Annotated in this window: 21 protein-coding genes; 11 read left to right on the forward strand and 10 right to left on the reverse strand. The window is 57.5% G+C overall.

The window, feature by feature from the left end; all coding sequences use genetic code 11:
• Positions 1-194 precede the first annotated feature (194 nt).
• A complete protein-coding gene (locus tag AAGF34_RS12125) occupies positions 195-2,147 on the forward strand; it encodes a hypothetical protein (RefSeq protein WP_342620853.1) in 1,953 nt (650 codons plus the stop codon).
• Positions 2,148-2,465: 318 nt separating this feature from the next.
• Here the strand turns inward: AAGF34_RS12125 and AAGF34_RS12130 are convergent, their stop codons facing one another.
• Positions 2,466-2,594, reverse strand: coding sequence for a hypothetical protein (locus AAGF34_RS12130; protein WP_342620854.1), 129 nt, complete (start codon positions 2,592-2,594; stop codon positions 2,466-2,468).
• 242 nt (positions 2,595-2,836) lie between these two features.
• Between AAGF34_RS12130 and AAGF34_RS12135 the strand changes: the two genes are divergently transcribed.
• A complete protein-coding gene (locus AAGF34_RS12135; RefSeq protein ID WP_342620855.1) occupies positions 2,837-3,235 on the forward strand; it encodes a hypothetical protein in 399 nt (132 codons plus the stop codon).
• Between the two features lie 395 nt (positions 3,236-3,630).
• Here AAGF34_RS12135 and AAGF34_RS12140 read toward each other — a convergent pair whose 3' ends face one another.
• From AAGF34_RS12140 to AAGF34_RS12155, 4 genes are all read right to left on the reverse strand, one after another.
• On the reverse strand, positions 3,631-3,888 hold the full coding sequence (locus AAGF34_RS12140) for a hypothetical protein (RefSeq protein WP_342620856.1): 258 nt from the start codon (positions 3,886-3,888) through the stop codon (positions 3,631-3,633).
• A 319-nt stretch (positions 3,889-4,207) separates the two neighbouring features.
• Positions 4,208-5,422, reverse strand: a complete 1,215-nt coding sequence (locus AAGF34_RS12145) for a VWA domain-containing protein (RefSeq protein ID WP_342620857.1) — start codon at positions 5,420-5,422, stop codon at positions 4,208-4,210.
• Between the two features lie 18 nt (positions 5,423-5,440).
• A complete protein-coding gene (locus AAGF34_RS12150) occupies positions 5,441-6,037 on the reverse strand; it encodes a GNAT family protein (protein WP_342620858.1) in 597 nt (198 codons plus the stop codon).
• Between the two features lie 31 nt (positions 6,038-6,068).
• Complete coding sequence (locus AAGF34_RS12155; RefSeq protein ID WP_342620859.1) at positions 6,069-6,923, reverse strand: MoxR family ATPase; 855 nt, start codon at positions 6,921-6,923, stop codon at positions 6,069-6,071.
• A gap of 117 nt (positions 6,924-7,040) precedes the next feature.
• Here AAGF34_RS12155 and AAGF34_RS12160 point away from each other — a divergent pair, with 117 nt between their 5' ends.
• Entirely contained in the window at positions 7,041-7,706 is a 666-nt protein-coding gene (locus tag AAGF34_RS12160; protein WP_342620860.1) for a c-type cytochrome, read from the forward strand.
• A 37-nt stretch (positions 7,707-7,743) separates the two neighbouring features.
• Here AAGF34_RS12160 and AAGF34_RS12165 read toward each other — a convergent pair whose 3' ends face one another.
• Entirely contained in the window at positions 7,744-8,871 is a 1,128-nt protein-coding gene (locus AAGF34_RS12165) for a GGDEF domain-containing protein (RefSeq protein WP_342620861.1), read from the reverse strand.
• A 9-nt stretch (positions 8,872-8,880) separates the two neighbouring features.
• A complete protein-coding gene (locus AAGF34_RS12170; protein ID WP_342620862.1) occupies positions 8,881-9,315 on the reverse strand; it encodes a DUF1841 family protein in 435 nt (144 codons plus the stop codon).
• A 106-nt stretch (positions 9,316-9,421) separates the two neighbouring features.
• Between AAGF34_RS12170 and AAGF34_RS12175 the strand changes: the two genes are divergently transcribed.
• Positions 9,422-10,042, forward strand: coding sequence for a ParA family protein (locus tag AAGF34_RS12175; RefSeq protein ID WP_342620863.1), 621 nt, complete (start codon positions 9,422-9,424; stop codon positions 10,040-10,042).
• A gap of 15 nt (positions 10,043-10,057) precedes the next feature.
• Here the strand turns inward: AAGF34_RS12175 and trmL are convergent, their stop codons facing one another.
• Positions 10,058-10,519: a tRNA (uridine(34)/cytosine(34)/5-carboxymethylaminomethyluridine(34)-2'-O)-methyltransferase TrmL gene (gene trmL, locus AAGF34_RS12180; RefSeq protein WP_342620864.1), complete on the reverse strand. Its 462-nt coding sequence runs from the start codon at positions 10,517-10,519 to the stop codon at positions 10,058-10,060.
• Between the two features lie 6 nt (positions 10,520-10,525).
• Positions 10,526-11,074 carry a phosphoribosyltransferase family protein gene (locus tag AAGF34_RS12185; protein WP_342620865.1) on the reverse strand — a complete coding sequence of 183 codons (549 nt, stop codon included), beginning with the start codon at positions 11,072-11,074 and terminating at the stop codon, positions 10,526-10,528.
• 185 nt (positions 11,075-11,259) lie between these two features.
• On the opposite strand from AAGF34_RS12185, the gene AAGF34_RS12190 reads away from it, so the two are divergent.
• The 7 genes from AAGF34_RS12190 to AAGF34_RS12220 all read left to right on the forward strand — a co-directional run bounded on the left by AAGF34_RS12190 (position 11,260) and on the right by AAGF34_RS12220 (position 17,061).
• Positions 11,260-12,147 (forward strand): biotin synthase, encoded by an 888-nt coding sequence (locus AAGF34_RS12190; RefSeq protein WP_342620866.1) that lies wholly within the window; start codon positions 11,260-11,262, stop codon positions 12,145-12,147.
• Between the two features lie 177 nt (positions 12,148-12,324).
• Positions 12,325-13,515 (forward strand): cytochrome c oxidase subunit II, encoded by a 1,191-nt coding sequence (gene coxB, locus AAGF34_RS12195; protein ID WP_342620867.1) that lies wholly within the window; start codon positions 12,325-12,327, stop codon positions 13,513-13,515.
• 54 nt (positions 13,516-13,569) lie between these two features.
• Positions 13,570-15,192, forward strand: coding sequence for a cytochrome c oxidase subunit I (gene ctaD / locus AAGF34_RS12200; RefSeq protein ID WP_342620868.1), 1,623 nt, complete (start codon positions 13,570-13,572; stop codon positions 15,190-15,192).
• Between the two features lie 4 nt (positions 15,193-15,196).
• Positions 15,197-15,313: a cytochrome oxidase small assembly protein gene (locus AAGF34_RS12205; protein WP_342620869.1), complete on the forward strand. Its 117-nt coding sequence runs from the start codon at positions 15,197-15,199 to the stop codon at positions 15,311-15,313.
• A 3-nt stretch (positions 15,314-15,316) separates the two neighbouring features.
• Positions 15,317-15,916 carry a cytochrome c oxidase assembly protein gene (locus AAGF34_RS12210; RefSeq protein ID WP_342620870.1) on the forward strand — a complete coding sequence of 200 codons (600 nt, stop codon included), beginning with the start codon at positions 15,317-15,319 and terminating at the stop codon, positions 15,914-15,916.
• A complete protein-coding gene (locus AAGF34_RS12215; RefSeq protein ID WP_342620871.1) occupies positions 15,916-16,134 on the forward strand; it encodes a DUF2970 domain-containing protein in 219 nt (72 codons plus the stop codon). Before AAGF34_RS12210 ends, AAGF34_RS12215 begins: the two co-directional genes overlap by 1 nt.
• A gap of 45 nt (positions 16,135-16,179) precedes the next feature.
• Positions 16,180-17,061, forward strand: coding sequence for a cytochrome c oxidase subunit 3 (locus AAGF34_RS12220; RefSeq protein ID WP_342620872.1), 882 nt, complete (start codon positions 16,180-16,182; stop codon positions 17,059-17,061).
• Positions 17,062-17,136: 75 nt separating this feature from the next.
• Here AAGF34_RS12220 and AAGF34_RS12225 read toward each other — a convergent pair whose 3' ends face one another.
• Complete coding sequence (locus tag AAGF34_RS12225) at positions 17,137-17,361, reverse strand: twin transmembrane helix small protein (protein ID WP_342620873.1); 225 nt, start codon at positions 17,359-17,361, stop codon at positions 17,137-17,139.
• Positions 17,362-17,376: the final 15 nt, after the last annotated feature.

Below are 17,376 nucleotides of genomic sequence, written 5' to 3' on the forward strand. Positions count from 1 at the left end.
GCGGGAAAATTAACTACAGGGAAATCATGAGTTCAATACTAAAGAGGGTAATACGTTCGTCGACTGTGTTGTGTGCGGTCTTACTTGTCGCCTGCGGGGGCGGCGGAGGAGGAGGCAGCAGTAGCGCGGGGAGCTCAAACACCCTCAGTGGCAGTGTTGCCACCGGGGCCGCATTGGCCGGAGCTACCGTCACGGTGACAGACAGCAGCGGCAATGCCGCATGCAACCCCACGCTCAGTAGCCTTACAACCGATGCCAACGGCAAATTTAGCTGTGTCTTGAACAGCGGCGAAAGCGCTCCTTTCCTGATTGTGGCGACTGACAATTCCGGTAACTATGCGCCGATGGTGAGTTTGGCTACGACGACACCCTCAGCAGGCACTACCTCCACAGCGAATGTCACGCCAATTACGACTGTGATGGCGTCGCAAGCAGGCTTGAGCGCCACCTCCGGTGGTTCGGCATTGACCCCCTCCGTAGTCAGCAATTTTGAAGCCGTTGTCACCAACGTGGCCACCCAGCTGGCGCCGATAGCCGCCAGCCTTGGGATAAGTAATTACAACCCGCTGACCACACCGATTACTGCCGCATCTGCCAGCCAGACAGGTAATCCTGCCGACGCAATATTAGACGTGGTCGTCGTTTCAACTGATCAGTCTAGTAACGCCTCCGTATTCAATTTGATTGATGGCAGCAATTCGATGCCAATCCCAGTCGCAGGCCCCAGCACTAGCAATCCCCCTACGGTTCCTGCTCCCACTGTAGCCATTTCTGAATTCGGTCAGCTTAGTGCTTTGAACAGCAATCTTGCATCTGCGCTAAATGCTTGTTTCTCGGGTACAACTGCCAGCGCGCGCATCACTGGCGCCAATACAAACTTGCCTTCAACCCAAGGGGGCACCGCTTGGACTAGCCTTGGCAGCACTTGCCAAACGTTTGGCAACCTGCTCTCAAGTGCTAACGGTAGTGTTCCCACCTACATGCACAACGGCTACCTGGCGGCGCAACATTTCTACGGCTTACTAAATTCCTCCTCCATGGATGTCACGAATGGGATCAGTGCCAAATTTCTGGCTGCCTCTGTGATGCAGATGCTGCCTGCGAACAATAGCGGAACCGGCATTGCCATTTATGACCGAGCAGTCCTCAACCTCGTGTATACCGATGCCACTGGAAATCCTGGAAACTTCATCACACTGGCGACCTATATCAATGGTCAATGGTATGTAACAGGCAATCAGCAATCAGTCGATATCGCCATACGGACTAAATTGCGAATGGTGACAGAACTGAATCCAAGTCCACTCAACGGAACTTTCAGCCGCTACCAGACTGGGTTGGTGTTCTCTATCAATACTCAAGGGCCAGGCAGTATCAATAGTGGTCAGCCATTGACCGCCGCCGTCGTAACGGGGCCCGGCTTGCCAAATGGAGGTATTAGTTTGATCGCGCCGGATTCAACCAACGAACCCGGACAAATCTATATGGATATCGCGACCTCTATCACATCGACTACAAACTCTGGTCGTTGCGGGAATACAGGTACAAACAATTCGTTTGAATGTCCGAACTATTGGTTTACCAGGACCAATGGACTTACTGGCACAAATGCGACAACGCTACACGCCAATCCTACCGGCCCAGTATGGGATCAGTCTGCCTCAGCGCAAAGCGACTCTTTGCTCGTTGCAAAGGGTGCGACCTATACGTTCAACCTTTACTATGGTGGGTCAAACACAGCGACAGTAACCATTAAGAAGACTCTTTTAAGCGATTTGATACCGGCAACGTCTGGAATTAGTCAGCAATGGAATACGTTGGGGAGCAATTCCAACAACCTGATGAGTCCGACGGGTTCCCTTACCGGAACGCTCCAGCAAGCCACGGTTGACTGGATTCAAAACCCGTTAGCTACTCAAGTCAGCGGCGTCAATATGAGCGTTCTTGCGAATGGTAGTTATGGTCTGGCGCAATCTGTTCCGAAGGGTTCTCTTTCCATCGTCTACAACCCATCCGTCTTGAGCGGGGCCAATCAAACCATCTCCGCACTCGCTGCTGGAAGTAACGGTAGCGCTCGAGGTCTCTTGATAGCATTGCGAACTTTGGACAGTAGTCAGCGCGACATGGTCTACGTGTTTGATAAGTAGGTATTGACGTTTGATGCCAGGAAGGCTTCGTTCTTGTACCTTCCTGGCATTCATTGATAGAGTTCTAACGTCCTATGTACGTCAGGAAACAGGATGTTAGGTGCCGGACGGTATCAGGCGACGTCATAAGTGGCAATTGCGCGTGTGGTCGCTGTAGTATCTCTCTCTGTGTGTCACACGCACATTTCCTCCCTGGGCGCGGCATCGCAAGATGTTCCACGCCGGCCAGCGTGCCCGGTTTCTTTTTCCCAAACGCCAAAAAGCCCTTCACCCCGAAAGGCAGAGGGCGATCTTTACACCACCTGTAAGTGGACTTTGCTACTTATCCATGCGCTTGACGATGGATATGCAATGCGCAACAGCCGCCGCCTTGAGTGTGTGGCCAGCGGCCAAGAGACGTTTGCGGTAGGCCTGCAGAGCCTCAATTAGGGCGACGGAATCAATCATCAATTGGATTTTGCCTCGCAAGCACAATCCCCGTCTGCGCGAGGTTTGCTGGTTGCCAAAGTTGTGCCAATAGCTCCCGATTTCCGTGAACACGGGAAAAGCTTCAATACTGGGCCTCACAAGGCTTGATAAACTTGGAATTTAACCCAGCCACTGCGCAGGGTTTGCTCTTTTGTATTCGTAAGTCCACCGAACTCGACGGCAGTCCGTTTAAGAAAAATCACTCAATACGGAAGACAACCATGAAACGATTTCTCGCACTGGCAATTGGCATCTGCGCCGTATCTAGCAGCTTCGCTGAAACCAGCGTTGGTGTGTCCATCGGGATCAGCCAACCTGGTGTTTACGGCCAGATCAACATTGGCAACAATCCGCCGCCGCGCGTGATCAACCAGCAGCCTATTGTGATCATCCAATCACCGGTCAGAGAGCCGCTGTATCTGTATGTGCCCCCTGGCCACCAGAAGCACTGGGACAAGCATTGCCGCGAATACGACGCGTGTGGGCGCCCTGTTTATTTCGTCCGCGAAGACTGGGTCAGGGAGCGATACGAGCAGGACCGGCGAGAGCACGGAGATCGTGAAGGGGATCATGACCGTGGTCATGACAATCGCAAGAAGCGCAAGCATGAAGATGATTGATTTGGTTAACGTACACCACCATCTTGTCCACCGTTCCGGTGCATCAGGCTGTGGGTAACTGAGCTGTTTGCATTGCAAAGCGTGTCGGGGTGTGGCTTTGGCGGGCGTGCTCAATTTTGTGGCAAAACGCAGCGAAAGGACGATGAATTGTTCACTTCGTGCCACAATTGCCTTGCCGATCCGAAAGCGGCCAATATGGGGACGCTTTTATAATTGTTGGTATTTTTGTTGGTAGTTTCAAATGGATGTTGATGAAAGCCTAGCATCCATGCGGTCTGTAGCCTAATTTGTGGTTCCTGTTTTTGACCACCGGACCGTCTCACGCAGTCGCACCCCATCGCAAGCCCCAGCCAAGTACGTTCACGACTGGTGGGCAAAGCGCCTACCCAACCCGGTCAATGTTCCAGATTCAGGATCAGCTGCGGATGTTCACCTTGGCGTGCGGCGTGGATGACTTCCATTTCGTGCATGAGCGCCAAAGAGCGAAGGGCGTTGAACACGGCACTGGGGAACCCCTGGCGTCTGGGGTCCGGATTTAACAATTCATCCATCACGGCGCCGAAGTCCGGCTCTTCCCAGTGCTCTTCGATCAAATTCCCGACATGGGGGTACTTTGAGCGAACCACCGCAAAAGCGAAATTGTTGTCAAGCATGGCGCATCACCTCTCAGAAGTGGGTTGGTTGACCTCAAACAGCTGGGAGCCGGGTGCTTGCACTCGGTTGCAAACCTTGACGCCCACTGGCACTCGGAAGGACCTCGGCAATTCTCTTTCGTAAGGGGGAATATTTCACCAGCGGGTTGTCTTGTCAATGCGTATCCGGAGATCGACAACAATTTAGAACAAATTCCAGAAGAAGGTGGAGAAATGCGCTGTTATCCACAGGTCTGTGCGGTTTGTACACAGCTTTCCCCGCGGTTGTGCCCAGGCGGAGCCCTCGACGGGGTGATGCCGGGCAAGTAAAGCCGTCGCGTTATTTGCTCAGGTGCCGCATGGCATCTTCCAGGCCCTTGAGGGTGAGCGGGAACATGTGCTGGCTGACCAACTGTTGAATGAGCGAAATGCTCTGGCGGTATTGCCATACGCCCTGGGGTTCGGGGTTGATCCAGGCGAACTTGGGGAAGGCGTGGGTCAGGCGCTGTAGCCACTCGGCTCCGGCCTCTTCGTTGTTGTATTCCACGCTGCCGCCGGGCTGCAGGATTTCGTAGGGACTCATGGTGGCGTCGCCCACGAAGATGAGCTTGTATTCCTTGTTGTACTTGCGGATGATGTCCCAGGTCTCGAACTTCTCGGCATAGCGGCGCCGGTTGTTCTTCCACATGAAGTCGTACACGCAGTTGTGGAAGTAGTAGAACTCCAGGTGCTTGAACTCGGTCTTGGTGGCGGAAAACAGCTCTTCCACGCGCGCAATGTGTTCGTCCATGGTGCCGCCCACATCCATGAGCAGCAGCACCTTGACGTTGTTGTGGCGTTCGGGCCGCATCTTGATGTCCAGATAGCCGGCGTTGGCCGCTGTCTTGCTGATGGTTTCGTCCAGGTCCAACTCTTCCTCATGGCCTTCGCGGGCGAATTTGCGCAAGCGACGCAACGCCACTTTGATGTTGCGCGTGCCCAGCTCCTGGGTGTCGTCATAGTCCTTGTAGGCGCGCTGGTCCCAGACCTTGACCGCGCTCTTGCTGCGGTTCTTGTCCTGGCCTATGCGTATGCCCTGGGGGTTCTGGCCGTAGGCGCCGAAGGGCGAGGTGCCGCCGGTGCCTATCCACTTGTTGCCGCCTTCGTGGCGTTCCTTCTGTTCTTCCAGCCGCTTCTTGAGCGTTTCCATCAGCTCGTCCCAGCCCATCTTCTCGATCTTGGCGAGTTCCTCGGGGCTGAGGTTGAGTTCCAGGTTCTTGCGAAGCCATTCCAGTGGAATGTCCTGGGTGAAATCGGTCACCAGCTCCACACCCTTGAAGTAGGCCGCAAAGGCACGATCGAACTTGTCGTAGTGCTTCTCGTCCTTCACCAGCGCCGTGCGGCTCAGGTAGTAGAAGTCATCTACCTGGTAGCCAGTGCCATCCTCGTTGCTGCCAGGTGCGGCCACGCGCGGGCCGACCACGCCTTTTTGCAACGCCTCCAGCAGCGTGAGGTACTCCTTGACGGAGACTGGCAGCTTGGCCGCACGCAGGGTGTAGAAGAAGTCGAGCAGCATGGTGCGTGAGGGCTGTCCTCAGCCGCGTGGCTTGTTGAGCGAATGCAGCAGCTGCGCCTTGACTTCGGGCCACTCGCCGCTGCGCAGGCTGTACATCACGGTGTCGCGGATGGTGCCGTCACGGCGCAATGCGTGGCCGCGCAAGACGCCATCCTTCTTGGCGCCCAGGCGCTCAATGGCGGCCTGCGAGGCGAAGTTGAAGTTGTCCGTGCGCCATCCGACCACGTGGCAGCCCAGGGTTTCAAACGCATGGGTCATGAGCAGCAGTTTGCAGGTGCTGTTCACATGGCTGCGCTGCACGCTCTTGGCGTACCAGGTCCAGCCGATTTCCACGCGTTTTACGGCGGGCACGATGTCGTGGTAGCTGCTGCTACCCAGCACCTTGCCGGTGGAAGACTCAATCACAACAAAGGGAAAACGGTTGCCTGCTTCACGCATGGCCAAGGCGTCTTCAATGTATTTGCGGGTCTGCTCGGGTTCGGGCACGGAAGTGACGCGGATGTTCCAGAGCTCTCCGTCTGCGGCGGCGGCGCGCAGACCGGCTTCGTGCTCCAGGGACAGGGGGACTAGTTCCACGCCGCGGGCGGACAGGTTGACGGGCTCTACAAATGCCATGGCGATTCCTTGTGTTGGGATGGTGGGTGTCTTATCGGTTGTTGCGTTGCATGAACATCAGCTTCTCAAACAGGGTGGCGTCCTGTTCGTTCTTGAGCAGTGCGCCTACCAGGGGCGGCATGCTCGTCTTGTCATCCTTGCCATGCAGGGCTTCGAGCGGGATGTCTTCGGCCATGAGAAGCTTGAGCCAGTCCAGCAGTTCGCTGGTGGAAGGCTTTTTCTTGAGTCCTGGCAGGCCGCGGATCTCGAAGAAGGTCTTCATGGCGGCATTCAGCAGTTCGCGCTTGAGGCCAGGAAAGTGCACGTCCACGATGCTTTGCATGGTGGTGGCATCCGGGAACTTGATGTAGTGGAAGAAACAGCGGCGCAAGAAGGCGTCGGGCAGTTCCTTCTCGTTGTTGGAGGTGATGAACACCAGGGGGCGGTGCTTGGCCTTGATCAGCTCGCGCGTCTCGTAGCAGTAGAACTCCATGCGGTCGATTTCGCGCAACAGGTCGTTGGGGAATTCAATATCGGCCTTGTCGATCTCGTCGATCAGCAGGGCGACCGGTTGCTCGGAAGTGAAGGCCTGCCACAGCACGCCCTTGACAATGTAATTGTGGATGTTTTTGACACGCTCTCCGCCATCGATGTCCGACAGCTGCGAATCGCGCAGGCGACTGACTGCGTCATACTCGTACAGGCCTTGCTGGGCTTTGGTGGTGGACTTGATGTGCCACTGCAGCAGCGGCATCTTCAATGCCATCGCCACCTCTTCGGCCAACATGGTTTTGCCGGTGCCGGGCTCGCCCTTGACCAGCAACGGGCGCTGCAGGGTGATGGCGGCATTCACCGACAGCATCAGATCCTGCGTGGCGACGTAATTGGGGGAGCCGGTAAATTTCATAGCAAAGTTAGAAACATTAGGGTTGATCGGGATCAAACGTTGTGCAAATGGCGGGGGTGGGTCGATATAATCCGCCCAGTCAATTTATACCAATCACTCTTGGATTGTCTCTGCAAAATGAACAAACTTCTCTTGATCGTAGCTGCCACGCTTGTCTCCTGTGTGACCCTCGTGACTGCGCAAGCGCAGGAAGTCCAAGGTGATGCCAAGGCGGGCGCCAAGAAAAACGCCATGTGCATTGGATGCCACGGCATCATCGGCTACCAGGCCAGTTTCCCCGAAGTGCACAAGGTGCCGAAGATCTCCGGTCAAAGTGCCAAGTACATTGCCAGCGCGCTCAATGCCTACAAGAAAGGTGATCGCAAGCACCCGACCATGCGCGGCATTGCGGCTTCCCTGACGGACCAGGACATCGCTGATCTGGCGGCTTTCTATTCCACCAATGGTGTGGTGGAAGGCGCCGCCGCACTGGCAGCAGCGCCCGCAGCAACTGGCAAGGCGGCCGAGCTGGTTGCCAAGGGCAATTGCACCTCCTGCCACGGCGCCAGCTTCAGCGCCCCGATCGATCCCAGCTACCCGCGCATTGCCGGTCAGCATGACGACTATCTGTTTGTCGCGCTCAAGTCCTACAAGGCCGAAGGCAATGCACAAGTGGGTCGCGGCAACGCCATCATGGGCGGCGTAGCCAAGCAGTTCTCCAACGCGGAGCTCAAGGAACTAGCAGCCTACGTTGGTAGCCTGCCAAGCGAGCTCAAGACGGTTCCCGAAAGCCGCTTCCGCTAAGGATGCATTGGGGGGGGGGGCTTCTGCCCCCGTTCATTCAGGCGACGTGATCCTGTACCGTGGCCACACAGTTGCGGCCACGACGCTTAGCCAGGTAAACGCTTGCATCGGCAGCTTTCAGCCACGCATCAACGCCTTGTGATTGCAGTTCCGGGTTGACGTGGGCCACGCCAATGCTGACGCTACCAAGCCATTCACCCCCACCCGCGTGTACTCGTAGAGCAGAGACTTCTTCGCGCACTTTCTCGGCCGACGTCAGGGTGCCTTGCAAGTTGGTGTTCATGCACACAATCAGGAACTCATCTCCGCCCAGGCGGCATACCACGTCGTCATTGCGCACGGCCTCCGTCATGCAGCGCGCCAGGGTGCGAAGCACCGTATCGCCAGCATCGTGACCGCAGGTGTCGTTGATTCTCTTGAAGCCATCCGCGTCAATCATCATGCAGGAAAGGGCGGACCCCGTTGCCTGTGCTTTCTTCCACTCGGTGTCCAGAATGCGCATGGCGTGCCTGCGGTTGGGCAGACCCGTGAGCACGTCGGTCATGGCCATGCTTTCCAACTGCTCATTCATGTCAGAGAGCGCCTGGGTCCGCTCCCTGACGCGGGCTTCCAGCGTCTGATTGAGCTCGAACAGGGCACGGCTGCGCTCGGATACCTGCTCGATCAACCGGTTCATGGCCTGCAGCAGCAAAGCAGTGGCTGGGTCCCTGTTCTTATGAAAGGCGAGGTAGGCTTCGTGCGGCGGCACACCTTCGGCAATGGCGCGAATGGCTCCGGCCATCATCTGGTCTGAGCCCAGAATGTGATACGCCAGCCAGTTGGCCAGGTATTGCAGCAACGCGTGTGCAGCCTCGGACTGGTTGCCCGCGACTTCCGCATGCATGTGGTCGAGATCGCTCAGGAATTGAGTGTGCTCTCTCAGATGGTGACTCAGCTGGATCGGATCGAGGCCCGCGCCGGTCATCAATGCCTCTTCTTCCTTGAAGTGGTATTGGGTGTAGCGCGTGAGCTCTCCGAACAGGGCTTCGATTTCCTGTGCGCTTGCGCCTTCCGGCTGCATCAGCAGGTCGCCAAACTGGTTGATCAGGTCAACCAAGTAGTGATGCTGTTCGTCCACCATGGCCTGGCCGGTGACAAAGCACTGATCCCATTGAAAGGATTCCATAGGCCTCTGTCAGTCCTTTGTGGCGTGGCGTTGTATGCAGGCGATATAGCTGTCGCCGTCAGGCGGTCGACCGGCCTGCTGACTTTCCCACAGCATTTTGCCCAGGCATTCCATGGCTTCGTGGTGGGCCAGGTGCAAGGAGTTGCGCTTGTGCGTCAATAGCTCCACGGCCTGACGGATTCCACGCGGCTGATCAATGCTGCACTGCTCGCTGATGGACAGGTGCATGGACAGATGCAAGAACGGGTTGGTGCGTCCGGCATCCACGGTGGACATGGAGGCCAGCGCAGCGTCAACATCCGCAAAGTCGGCGTGGTATTCAGGGTGTTCGTCCATCCAGCGGGCGGCGATGATTTCGATCGCCTCCAGCGGCTTGCCCTCGCGAGCCTTGGCGAAGGTTTCGCAGAAAAAGCGACGGACGTCTTCTTGGGAGGGGCTGAACATGGGGGGGCAAGCGTAGCATGACCTCGGTTAAAGGGCGTGGGCAAACCACTGTCCTATATCAAACTCGTACCATTAGGGCATTACATTCATTGCTACGGAGGTGGTTATGCCGGTGGTTGTCGTTGCCAATCCCAAGGGAGGTGTGGGGAAATCCACCCTCTCGACCCAGGTCGCTGGTTATTTCGCGTCTAAGGGGCATGCGGTCATGCTGGGGGATGCCGACCGGCAGCAGTCCAGCAGGCTTTGGCTGAGTTTGCGCCCGCCTTCAGCCCGCACCATCAGCACGTGGGAGTTTGACAGCGAGAACGTCGCCAAGCCCCCTAAAGGAACTACCCACGTGGTGCTGGATACTCCCGCCGGGCTACACGGCCGCCGGTTCAAGGACATCATGAAGCTGGCGGACAAAGTGCTGGTGCCGCTGCAACCCAGCATTTTTGACATGTATGCCACCCGTGCTTTTCTGGACGAGCTGGCCGCCAATTCGCACGCGGCCAAGGCCCGGGTCGGCATCATCGGCATGCGGGTAGATGCTCGGACTATTGCCGCAGACAAGCTCGCAGAGTTTGTGCAGTCCATTGGGCTGCCCATGGTGGGCTACGTTCGCGATACCCAGAACTTCATCCATCTGACGGCCCAGGGGCTCACGCTGTTTGATGTGGCTCCCCACAAGGTCGAACGTGACCTGGAGCTGTGGGAGCCGATCGGCCAGTGGCTGGACCAGCGTTGAGGACTTCTGCCGACTTCAGGCAAAGCCGTTCTGGCGCCAAGCCTCAAAGACGGTGACGGCAACCGCGTTGGATAAGTTCAGGCTACGCTGACCTTCGCGCATGGGCAGGCGCAGGCACTGTTGCGGTGCAAAGAACGCACGCACGCTGTCGGGCAAGCCTTTGGTCTCGGAGCCGAACACCAGCCAGTCACCTGCCTGGAAGGCCAGGTCAAACGGGCTACGCGTTCCCCGTGTCGTCAAGGTGAATATCCGTGCAGGATCGGGTTGAGCCGACTGCAGAAAGGTTGACCAGTCGGCGTGGCGGCAGAGGTTGGCGTACTCGTGGTAGTCCAGGCCTGCACGTCGCATGTGTTTGTCATCCATGGAGAAGCCCAGCGGCTCCACCAGGTGCAGATGGCATCCAGTGTTGGCCGCCAGGCGGATGATGTTGCCGGTATTTGGGGGGATTTCCGGCTCTACGAGAACGATATTGAACATGCCCGATTATTCCGCACGGGCCAGTACGATGGCAGTGATGTGTGCCGCACCCGCGCGGCGTAACGCCCGTGCTGCAGCGTGCAGGGAAGCGCCAGTGGTCATGACGTCATCCACCAGGACAATGCGTTTGCCTTTGGCGGCAGGCGCGAATTCGGGCGCCAAGGCGTAGGCGCCTCGTACGTTGGTCAACCGCTCCTTGCGAGGCAAAGTGCTTTGTGGCGGGGCTTCCTTGATCCGAAGCAGTACGTCGTGTTGCAGTTTGGAGGTGCCCAGACCGCGTGCCAGCTCCAGGGCCTGATTGAAGCCGCGCTGCTGCAGTCGCGTCGGTGACAGCGGCATGGGGATCACCCAGTCTGCGCAATCCAGAGCGGGCTCGACCCAGGGCATGCTGCGCATCAGTGCGGCAAAACCGGGAGCCCATCCTGTGCCCTGGTGAAACTTGAATTGGACGATCAACCCCGCCCATGGGAAGTCATAGGTCACGGCGGCCAGAACGGCATCCAATGGCGGCGGCTCTGCCACGCAAGTGCCACATTGCATCAGGGTATCGGGCAAGGAGCATGCGCAGGTGGGGCAGCGATGCACCGGTTGCCCGAAGCGTTGTACGCAGGGTTCGCAAATTGCCCGCGTCGGCCAGGCGTGACAGACCGCACACTGGCTGGGGATGTGGCGGGATATCCCGGCAAGCAACTGGCGAAACATGGCGCCAATATACTGATCCTCAGCCATTTGCGAGAACGATGAACACCAAACGCCCTCCTTCCATAGACCCGACGGCCGCCAGCCGCTGGGCGCGCCATCTGCCCACCGAATCGCCCTGGCTGCACGAGGAAGTGGCGCGGCGCATGGAGGATCGTCTGCAATGGATAGTACGTACCCCCGCAAGCTGGATGCACTGGGGGCCGCTGCAAGGTGGGCGGCAGGTACATGAGCAGCTGGTTCGCCGTTACCCCAAGGCCCACAGCTACGTGCGGGAGGAAACGCCTGCGCAAGTGAAGCTGGCGCAGCAGCACTTGCAGCAGGCCTGGTGGCGCCCAGCCCGCTGGTTGCAGGCCGGGGTCCAATTTGATGCGCCTGTGCAGCCGGTGCAAATGCTGTGGGCCAACATGGCGCTGCACATGGATGCCGATCCGCAGGCCCTGATCCAGCGCTGGCATGGCGCACTGGAGGTGGACGGCTTTCTGATGTTCTCCTGCCTGGGGCCCGATACGCTGCGTGAGCTGCGCACGGTCTATGAGGCACTGGGGTGGGCGCCGCCCAGTCATGCGTTTACCGATATGCACGACTGGGGCGACATGCTGGTGCACGCCGGATTTGCCGAGCCGATCATGGATATGGAGCACATCACACTCAGTTACTCCACTGGGGAAACCCTGCTTGCGGAGCTGCGTGGATTGGGGCGTAATTTGCACATAGACCGGTTTGCGGCCTTGCGCGGGCGCAATTGGCGCCGCTCCTTAAGCGAGGCACTGGAGCGGCAATTGAGGGGTCCGGATGGTCGCCTCACGCTGACCTTCGAAGTGATCTATGGACATGCCTTCAAACCCGCAGCGCGCATGTCGGTACGCCCTGAAACACGGGTCTCTTTGGATGAATTGCGCCAATCATTGCGCAAGATCAAACCTTAGTTCCACTCCCATTGACTTTCGTGCTTGACATAAGCACCTTACGTTGACCTTAGGGGGCGGTCTGCTGGGCTACAATCGCCCGAAAGAATTTCTGGCAATCAAGTGATTGAGTCCCGATAACTGCTAAGGGACGCCAGTGAGTGAGACGGCACGCAGCAGCACACAGAGGTACGAACGATGAAGAGCGTTTTCAATTGGTTGGCGACGGCTTTGATATCAGCCACCGCTTGGGCCGGGTCGGCAGCATTCACGCTGGCACGCGCGGTCGAAGATTTGCCGGGAGGCCCGTCGGTTAACCAGTTGAACCTGACCCAGGGTGTGACCAAAATTTCTGAAGATCAGGCGTGGTTGCACTGGTTCATGTTGATTGTTTGCGTCGTGATCTTCGTTGCGGTGTTTGCCGTGATGTTCTATTCCATCTGGAAGCACCGCAAGTCTGTGGGCCACAAGGCTGCGCTGTTCCACGAAAGCGTGGCGGTTGAAATTGCCTGGACGGCTGCACCTTTCATCATTGTGGTGGTCATGGGTCTGATGGCTACCAAGACGGTGGTCGCCATGAAGGACACCACCAATGCCGACCTCACCATCAAGGCCACTGGCATGCAGTGGAAGTGGGGCTACGACTACCTCAAGGGCGAAGGCGAGGGCATCGGTTTCATTTCCACGCTGGACGTGGAGCAGCGCGAAATGTCCAACAACGGCGGCCCCAAGAAGGGCGAGGTCGTCAACGATTACCTGCTCAAGGTGGACAACCCCTTGGTGGTTCCCGTGGGCAAGAAGATCCGCATCATCACCACCGCCAACGACGTGATCCATGCCTTCATGGTGCCGGCTTTCGGTATTAAGCAGGATGCCATCCCCGGATTTGTACGTGACACCTGGTTCCGTGCCGAGAAGACGGGTGATTTCTATGGCCAATGCGCCGAGTTGTGCGGCAAGGAGCACGCCTACATGCCGATTCACGTGAAGGTGCTGTCCGCCCAAGACTACACCGCCTGGGTTGGAGCCGAACAGAAGAAGATGGCAGCCAAGGCAGATGATCCCACCAAGGTCTGGACCTTGGAAGATCTGATGGCACGTGGTGAAAAGGTTTACAACACGCCGGGTGCTTGCGTGTCCTGCCACCAGGCCAGCGGCAAGGGCGGCGGCACGGTGAAGCCTCTGGATGGCGCGGCCGTGGTGCTGGACGCAGACAAGTCCAAGCAGATCCAGGTGCTGCTCAATGGCCAGAACAATGGTGCCATGCCGTCTTGGAAGACTCTGAACGACACCGAGATCGCAGCCGTGATCACCTATACCAAGAACCATTGGTCCAACAAAACCGGTCAGCTGGTGCAGCCTGCCGACGTGATGGCCTTGCGCAAGTAGTTGCCTTCGGCAACCAACGCAAGCCCCATGAAGTGAATTGAGAAGGAAGAAACAATGAGCGCAGTTCTAGGCCACCACGATCACGCCCATGAGCACCATGACGATCACCACGCCCCTACGGGCTGGCGTCGCTGGGTGTTTGCAACCAACCACAAGGACATCGGCACGCTGTACATGATCTTCAGCCTGACCATGCTGATGATCGGCGGGGTGCTGGCGTTGCTGATCCGTGCCGAGCTGTTCCAGCCAGGGCTGCAGTTCGTCAACCCCGAGCTGTTCAACTCGCTGACCACCATGCACGGTCTGATCATGGTGTTCGGTGCCATCATGCCGGGCTTCGTGGGTTTTGCGAACTGGATGATCCCACTGCAGATCGGTGCCAGTGACATGGCCTTTGCCCGCATGAACAACTTCAGCTTCTGGCTGATGATTCCTGCGGCTCTGATGCTGGCAGGCTCCTTCTTCATGCCCGGCGGCGCACCCGCTGCGGGCTGGACGCTGTATGCGCCGCTGACCCTGCAAATGGGCCCCAGCATGGACGCCGGCATTTTTGCGATGCACATCCTGGGCGCGTCTTCCATCATGGGCTCGATCAACATCATCGTGACCATCCTCAACATGCGCGCTCCCGGCATGACGCTGATGAAGATGCCCATGTTCGCCTGGACCTGGTTGATCACCGCTTACCTGCTGATTGCCGTCATGCCCGTGTTGGCAGGTGCCATTACCATGACGCTGACGGACCGCCACTTCGGCACCAGCTTCTTCAATCCGGCTGGTGGCGGCGACCCGGTGATGTATCAGCACATCTTTTGGTTCTTCGGTCACCCTGAGGTGTACATCATGATCTTGCCGGCTTTCGGCATCATCAGCCAGATCGTTCCGGCCTTTGCCCGCAAGCGTCTGTTCGGCTATGCCTCCATGGTGTATGCCACCTCTTCGATCGCCATTCTTTCGTTCATCGTCTGGGCGCACCACATGTTCACCACCGGCATGCCGGTGACTGGGCAGTTGTTCTTCATGTACGCCACCATGTTGATTGCGGTACCTACCGCGGTGAAGATTTTCAACTGGATTGCCACCATGTGGCGCGGTTCCATGACCTTTGAAACGCCCATGCTGTTTGCTGTGGGGTTCATCTTCGTGTTCACCATGGGTGGTTTCACCGGCCTGATCTGCGCCATGGCACCTATCGACATCCAGTTGCAGGATACCTATTACGTGGTGGCCCACTTCCACTATGTGCTGGTTGCCGGATCCCTGTATGCCATGTTCGCTGGCTATTACTACTGGAGCCCCAAGTGGACCGGAGTGATGTACAACGAGACACGCGGCAAGATCCACTTCTGGTGGTCGCTGATTGCTTTCAACGTCACCTTCTTCCCCATGCACTTCCTGGGTCTGGCCGGCATGCCACGTCGCTATGCTGACTACCCCATGCAGTTCGCCGACTTCAATGCTGTGGCTTCCATTGGCGCCTTTGCCTTTGGTCTGGCACAAGTGTTCTTCATCTTCTTCATTGTGGTGCCCACCATGCGTGGCAAGGGTGAAAAAGCGCCCCAGAAACCCTGGGAAGGCGCCGAAGGTCTGGAGTGGGAAGTTCCCTCTCCGGCTCCTTTCCATACCTTTGAAAACCCGCCCAAACTGGACGCCACTGCAACCCGCGTGATTGGTTGAGCCCATGGCACAAACTCCTGAGCAAAAGAAGGCTAATCTGCGCATGGGCCTGATCCTGGCGTCTGTGGCTGCGGTCTTCTTTGTGGGATTCATGGCCAAGATGATTCTGCTGGGCCATTGAGCGATGAATCTGCAGCGACTCAACCTCCAGATGATGGGCAAGCTTGCCGTGGTCACGGCAGGTATGTTCGCATTCGGCTATGGATTGGTGCCGCTGTACAAATCCATTTGTGAGCTGACCGGAATCAACGTGTTGGCGCTGGGTGAGCAGTCCATCCCCGGAGTGAAAGCCCAGGTGGCGGCCAACACCCAGGTCGACTTGAGTCGCACCATCACGGTCGAGTTTGATGCGAATTCGCGCGGCCCCTGGGAGTTCAAACCGGCGCAGCGTTCGGTGCAAGTGCATCCGGGTGAACTGACCACGGTAATGTACGAATTCCAGAATGTGCAGAACCGTCGCATGTCGGCGCAGGCCATTCCCAGTTACGCGCCTATGCAGGCGCAAGCGCATTTTCAGAAGGTGGAGTGTTTTTGCTTCAACCAGTACACGCTGGAACCGGGTGAAAAGAAAACTTGGCCGGTGGTGTTTGTGGTGGACTCCAAGCTGTCCAAGGACGTCAAGACTATCACCTTGTCGTACACGTTTTTTGAAGTGGGCAGTGGCACGCCCCCGGCACCTGTGGCCAGCGTGAAGCCGGCACCCGTGGCAGGATTGGGAACCTGATGGCCAGCGAACCGCCATCTGCTCCGGCGCAGCGCACTTCATTTGCGCGCAGCATCAAGCTGGTCGCATGGTCCTTGTTGGGCATACGCAGCCGCAAGGGCTATCAGGATGATCTGGCCAAGGTCAATCCAGTGCATGTGGTGTTGGTTGGGTTCGTGGCGGTGCTGCTGTTTGTGGTGTCGCTGATTGGTTTGGTCAATTGGGTGGTCGCCAAATAGGGCGCTATCGCTGAAACGTTTTTAAGAAGAAGGAATGGAGCCGAAATGAGTTCAACGACACACGGATCAACACCGTATTACTTCGTACCCGGGCCATCGCGTCATCCGGCCATGGCGGCACTCGGCCTGTTTTTTGTCATTCTGGGTGCAGGCCAATGGGTCAACGGTGTTCAATGGGGCAAGTACTCGCTGTTCGCTGGCCTGATCTGGTGGCTGGGCGTTCTGTACCAGTGGTTTGGTGATGCCATCAAGGAAAGCCAAGGCGGTCAGTACGGTCGCAAGATCGATCTGTCGTTCCGCTGGAGTATGAGCTGGTTCATCTTCTCGGAAGTGATGTTCTTCGGCGCCTTCTTCACTGCACTGTGGTGGGCCCGTTCGCACTCGGTGCCTGCGCTGGGAAGCCTGGACAACTCCATGCTCTGGCCCGGCTTCAAGGCGGTCTGGCCCAGCTTGGCTGCCGGCGTGACAGCCTCTCCTGCAGGAACTGTGGAACCCTTCACCACCATGGGCCCTTGGCCCCTGCCCACCATCAACACGGCCTTGCTGCTGAGCTCGGGCGTTACCTTGACCATTGCACACCATGCCTTGCTGGCTGGCAAGCGCAGCAAGACCATCGGCTTTATGTGGATGACGGTATTGCTGGGTATCACGTTCCTGTGCGTTCAGGGTTATGAATACCACCATGCCTATACTGAGCTGAACCTCAAGCTCAGCTCCGGCGTGTACGGCTCCACCTTCTTCATGCTGACTGGCTTTCACGGTTTCCACGTTCTGGTGGGCATGTTGATGCTGCTGTTCATCACCCTGCGTTTGCAAAAGGGTCACTTCAGCGCCGACAACCATTTCGGTTTTGAGGGGGCGGCCTGGTACTGGCACTTCGTGGACGTGGTCTGGCTGGGACTGTATGTTCTGGTGTATTGGCTCTAAGTCCAGCAGCTCCCCAAAAAAAGGCACCGCGCGCGGTGCCTTTTTGATTGGTGTCCCTTCACTTGCTCAACAGTTCTATTGCCCGCTCTGTATGCCTGTAGGATGGATCCAGCCCATCATCCAGGCCAGCAGAATGCACAGGAACAACAGCACCGAGAAGCCCACCCGCAGCGCCAAGGCACGTGCCATGCGTTTGGATTTGTCCGCAGGATTCTGGCTTCCACCTCGGAGCATGAAGAATAGCGCTGCCGCAAGGCTGGCAATAATGGCCAGAAAGACCAGTGCAACAAGGTATGACATGCTGGCGATTATCCC

Origin of the sequence: Rhodoferax sp. GW822-FHT02A01 (genome assembly GCF_038784515.1) — a bacterium.
Lineage (GTDB): Bacteria > Pseudomonadota > Gammaproteobacteria > Burkholderiales > Burkholderiaceae_C > Allorhodoferax.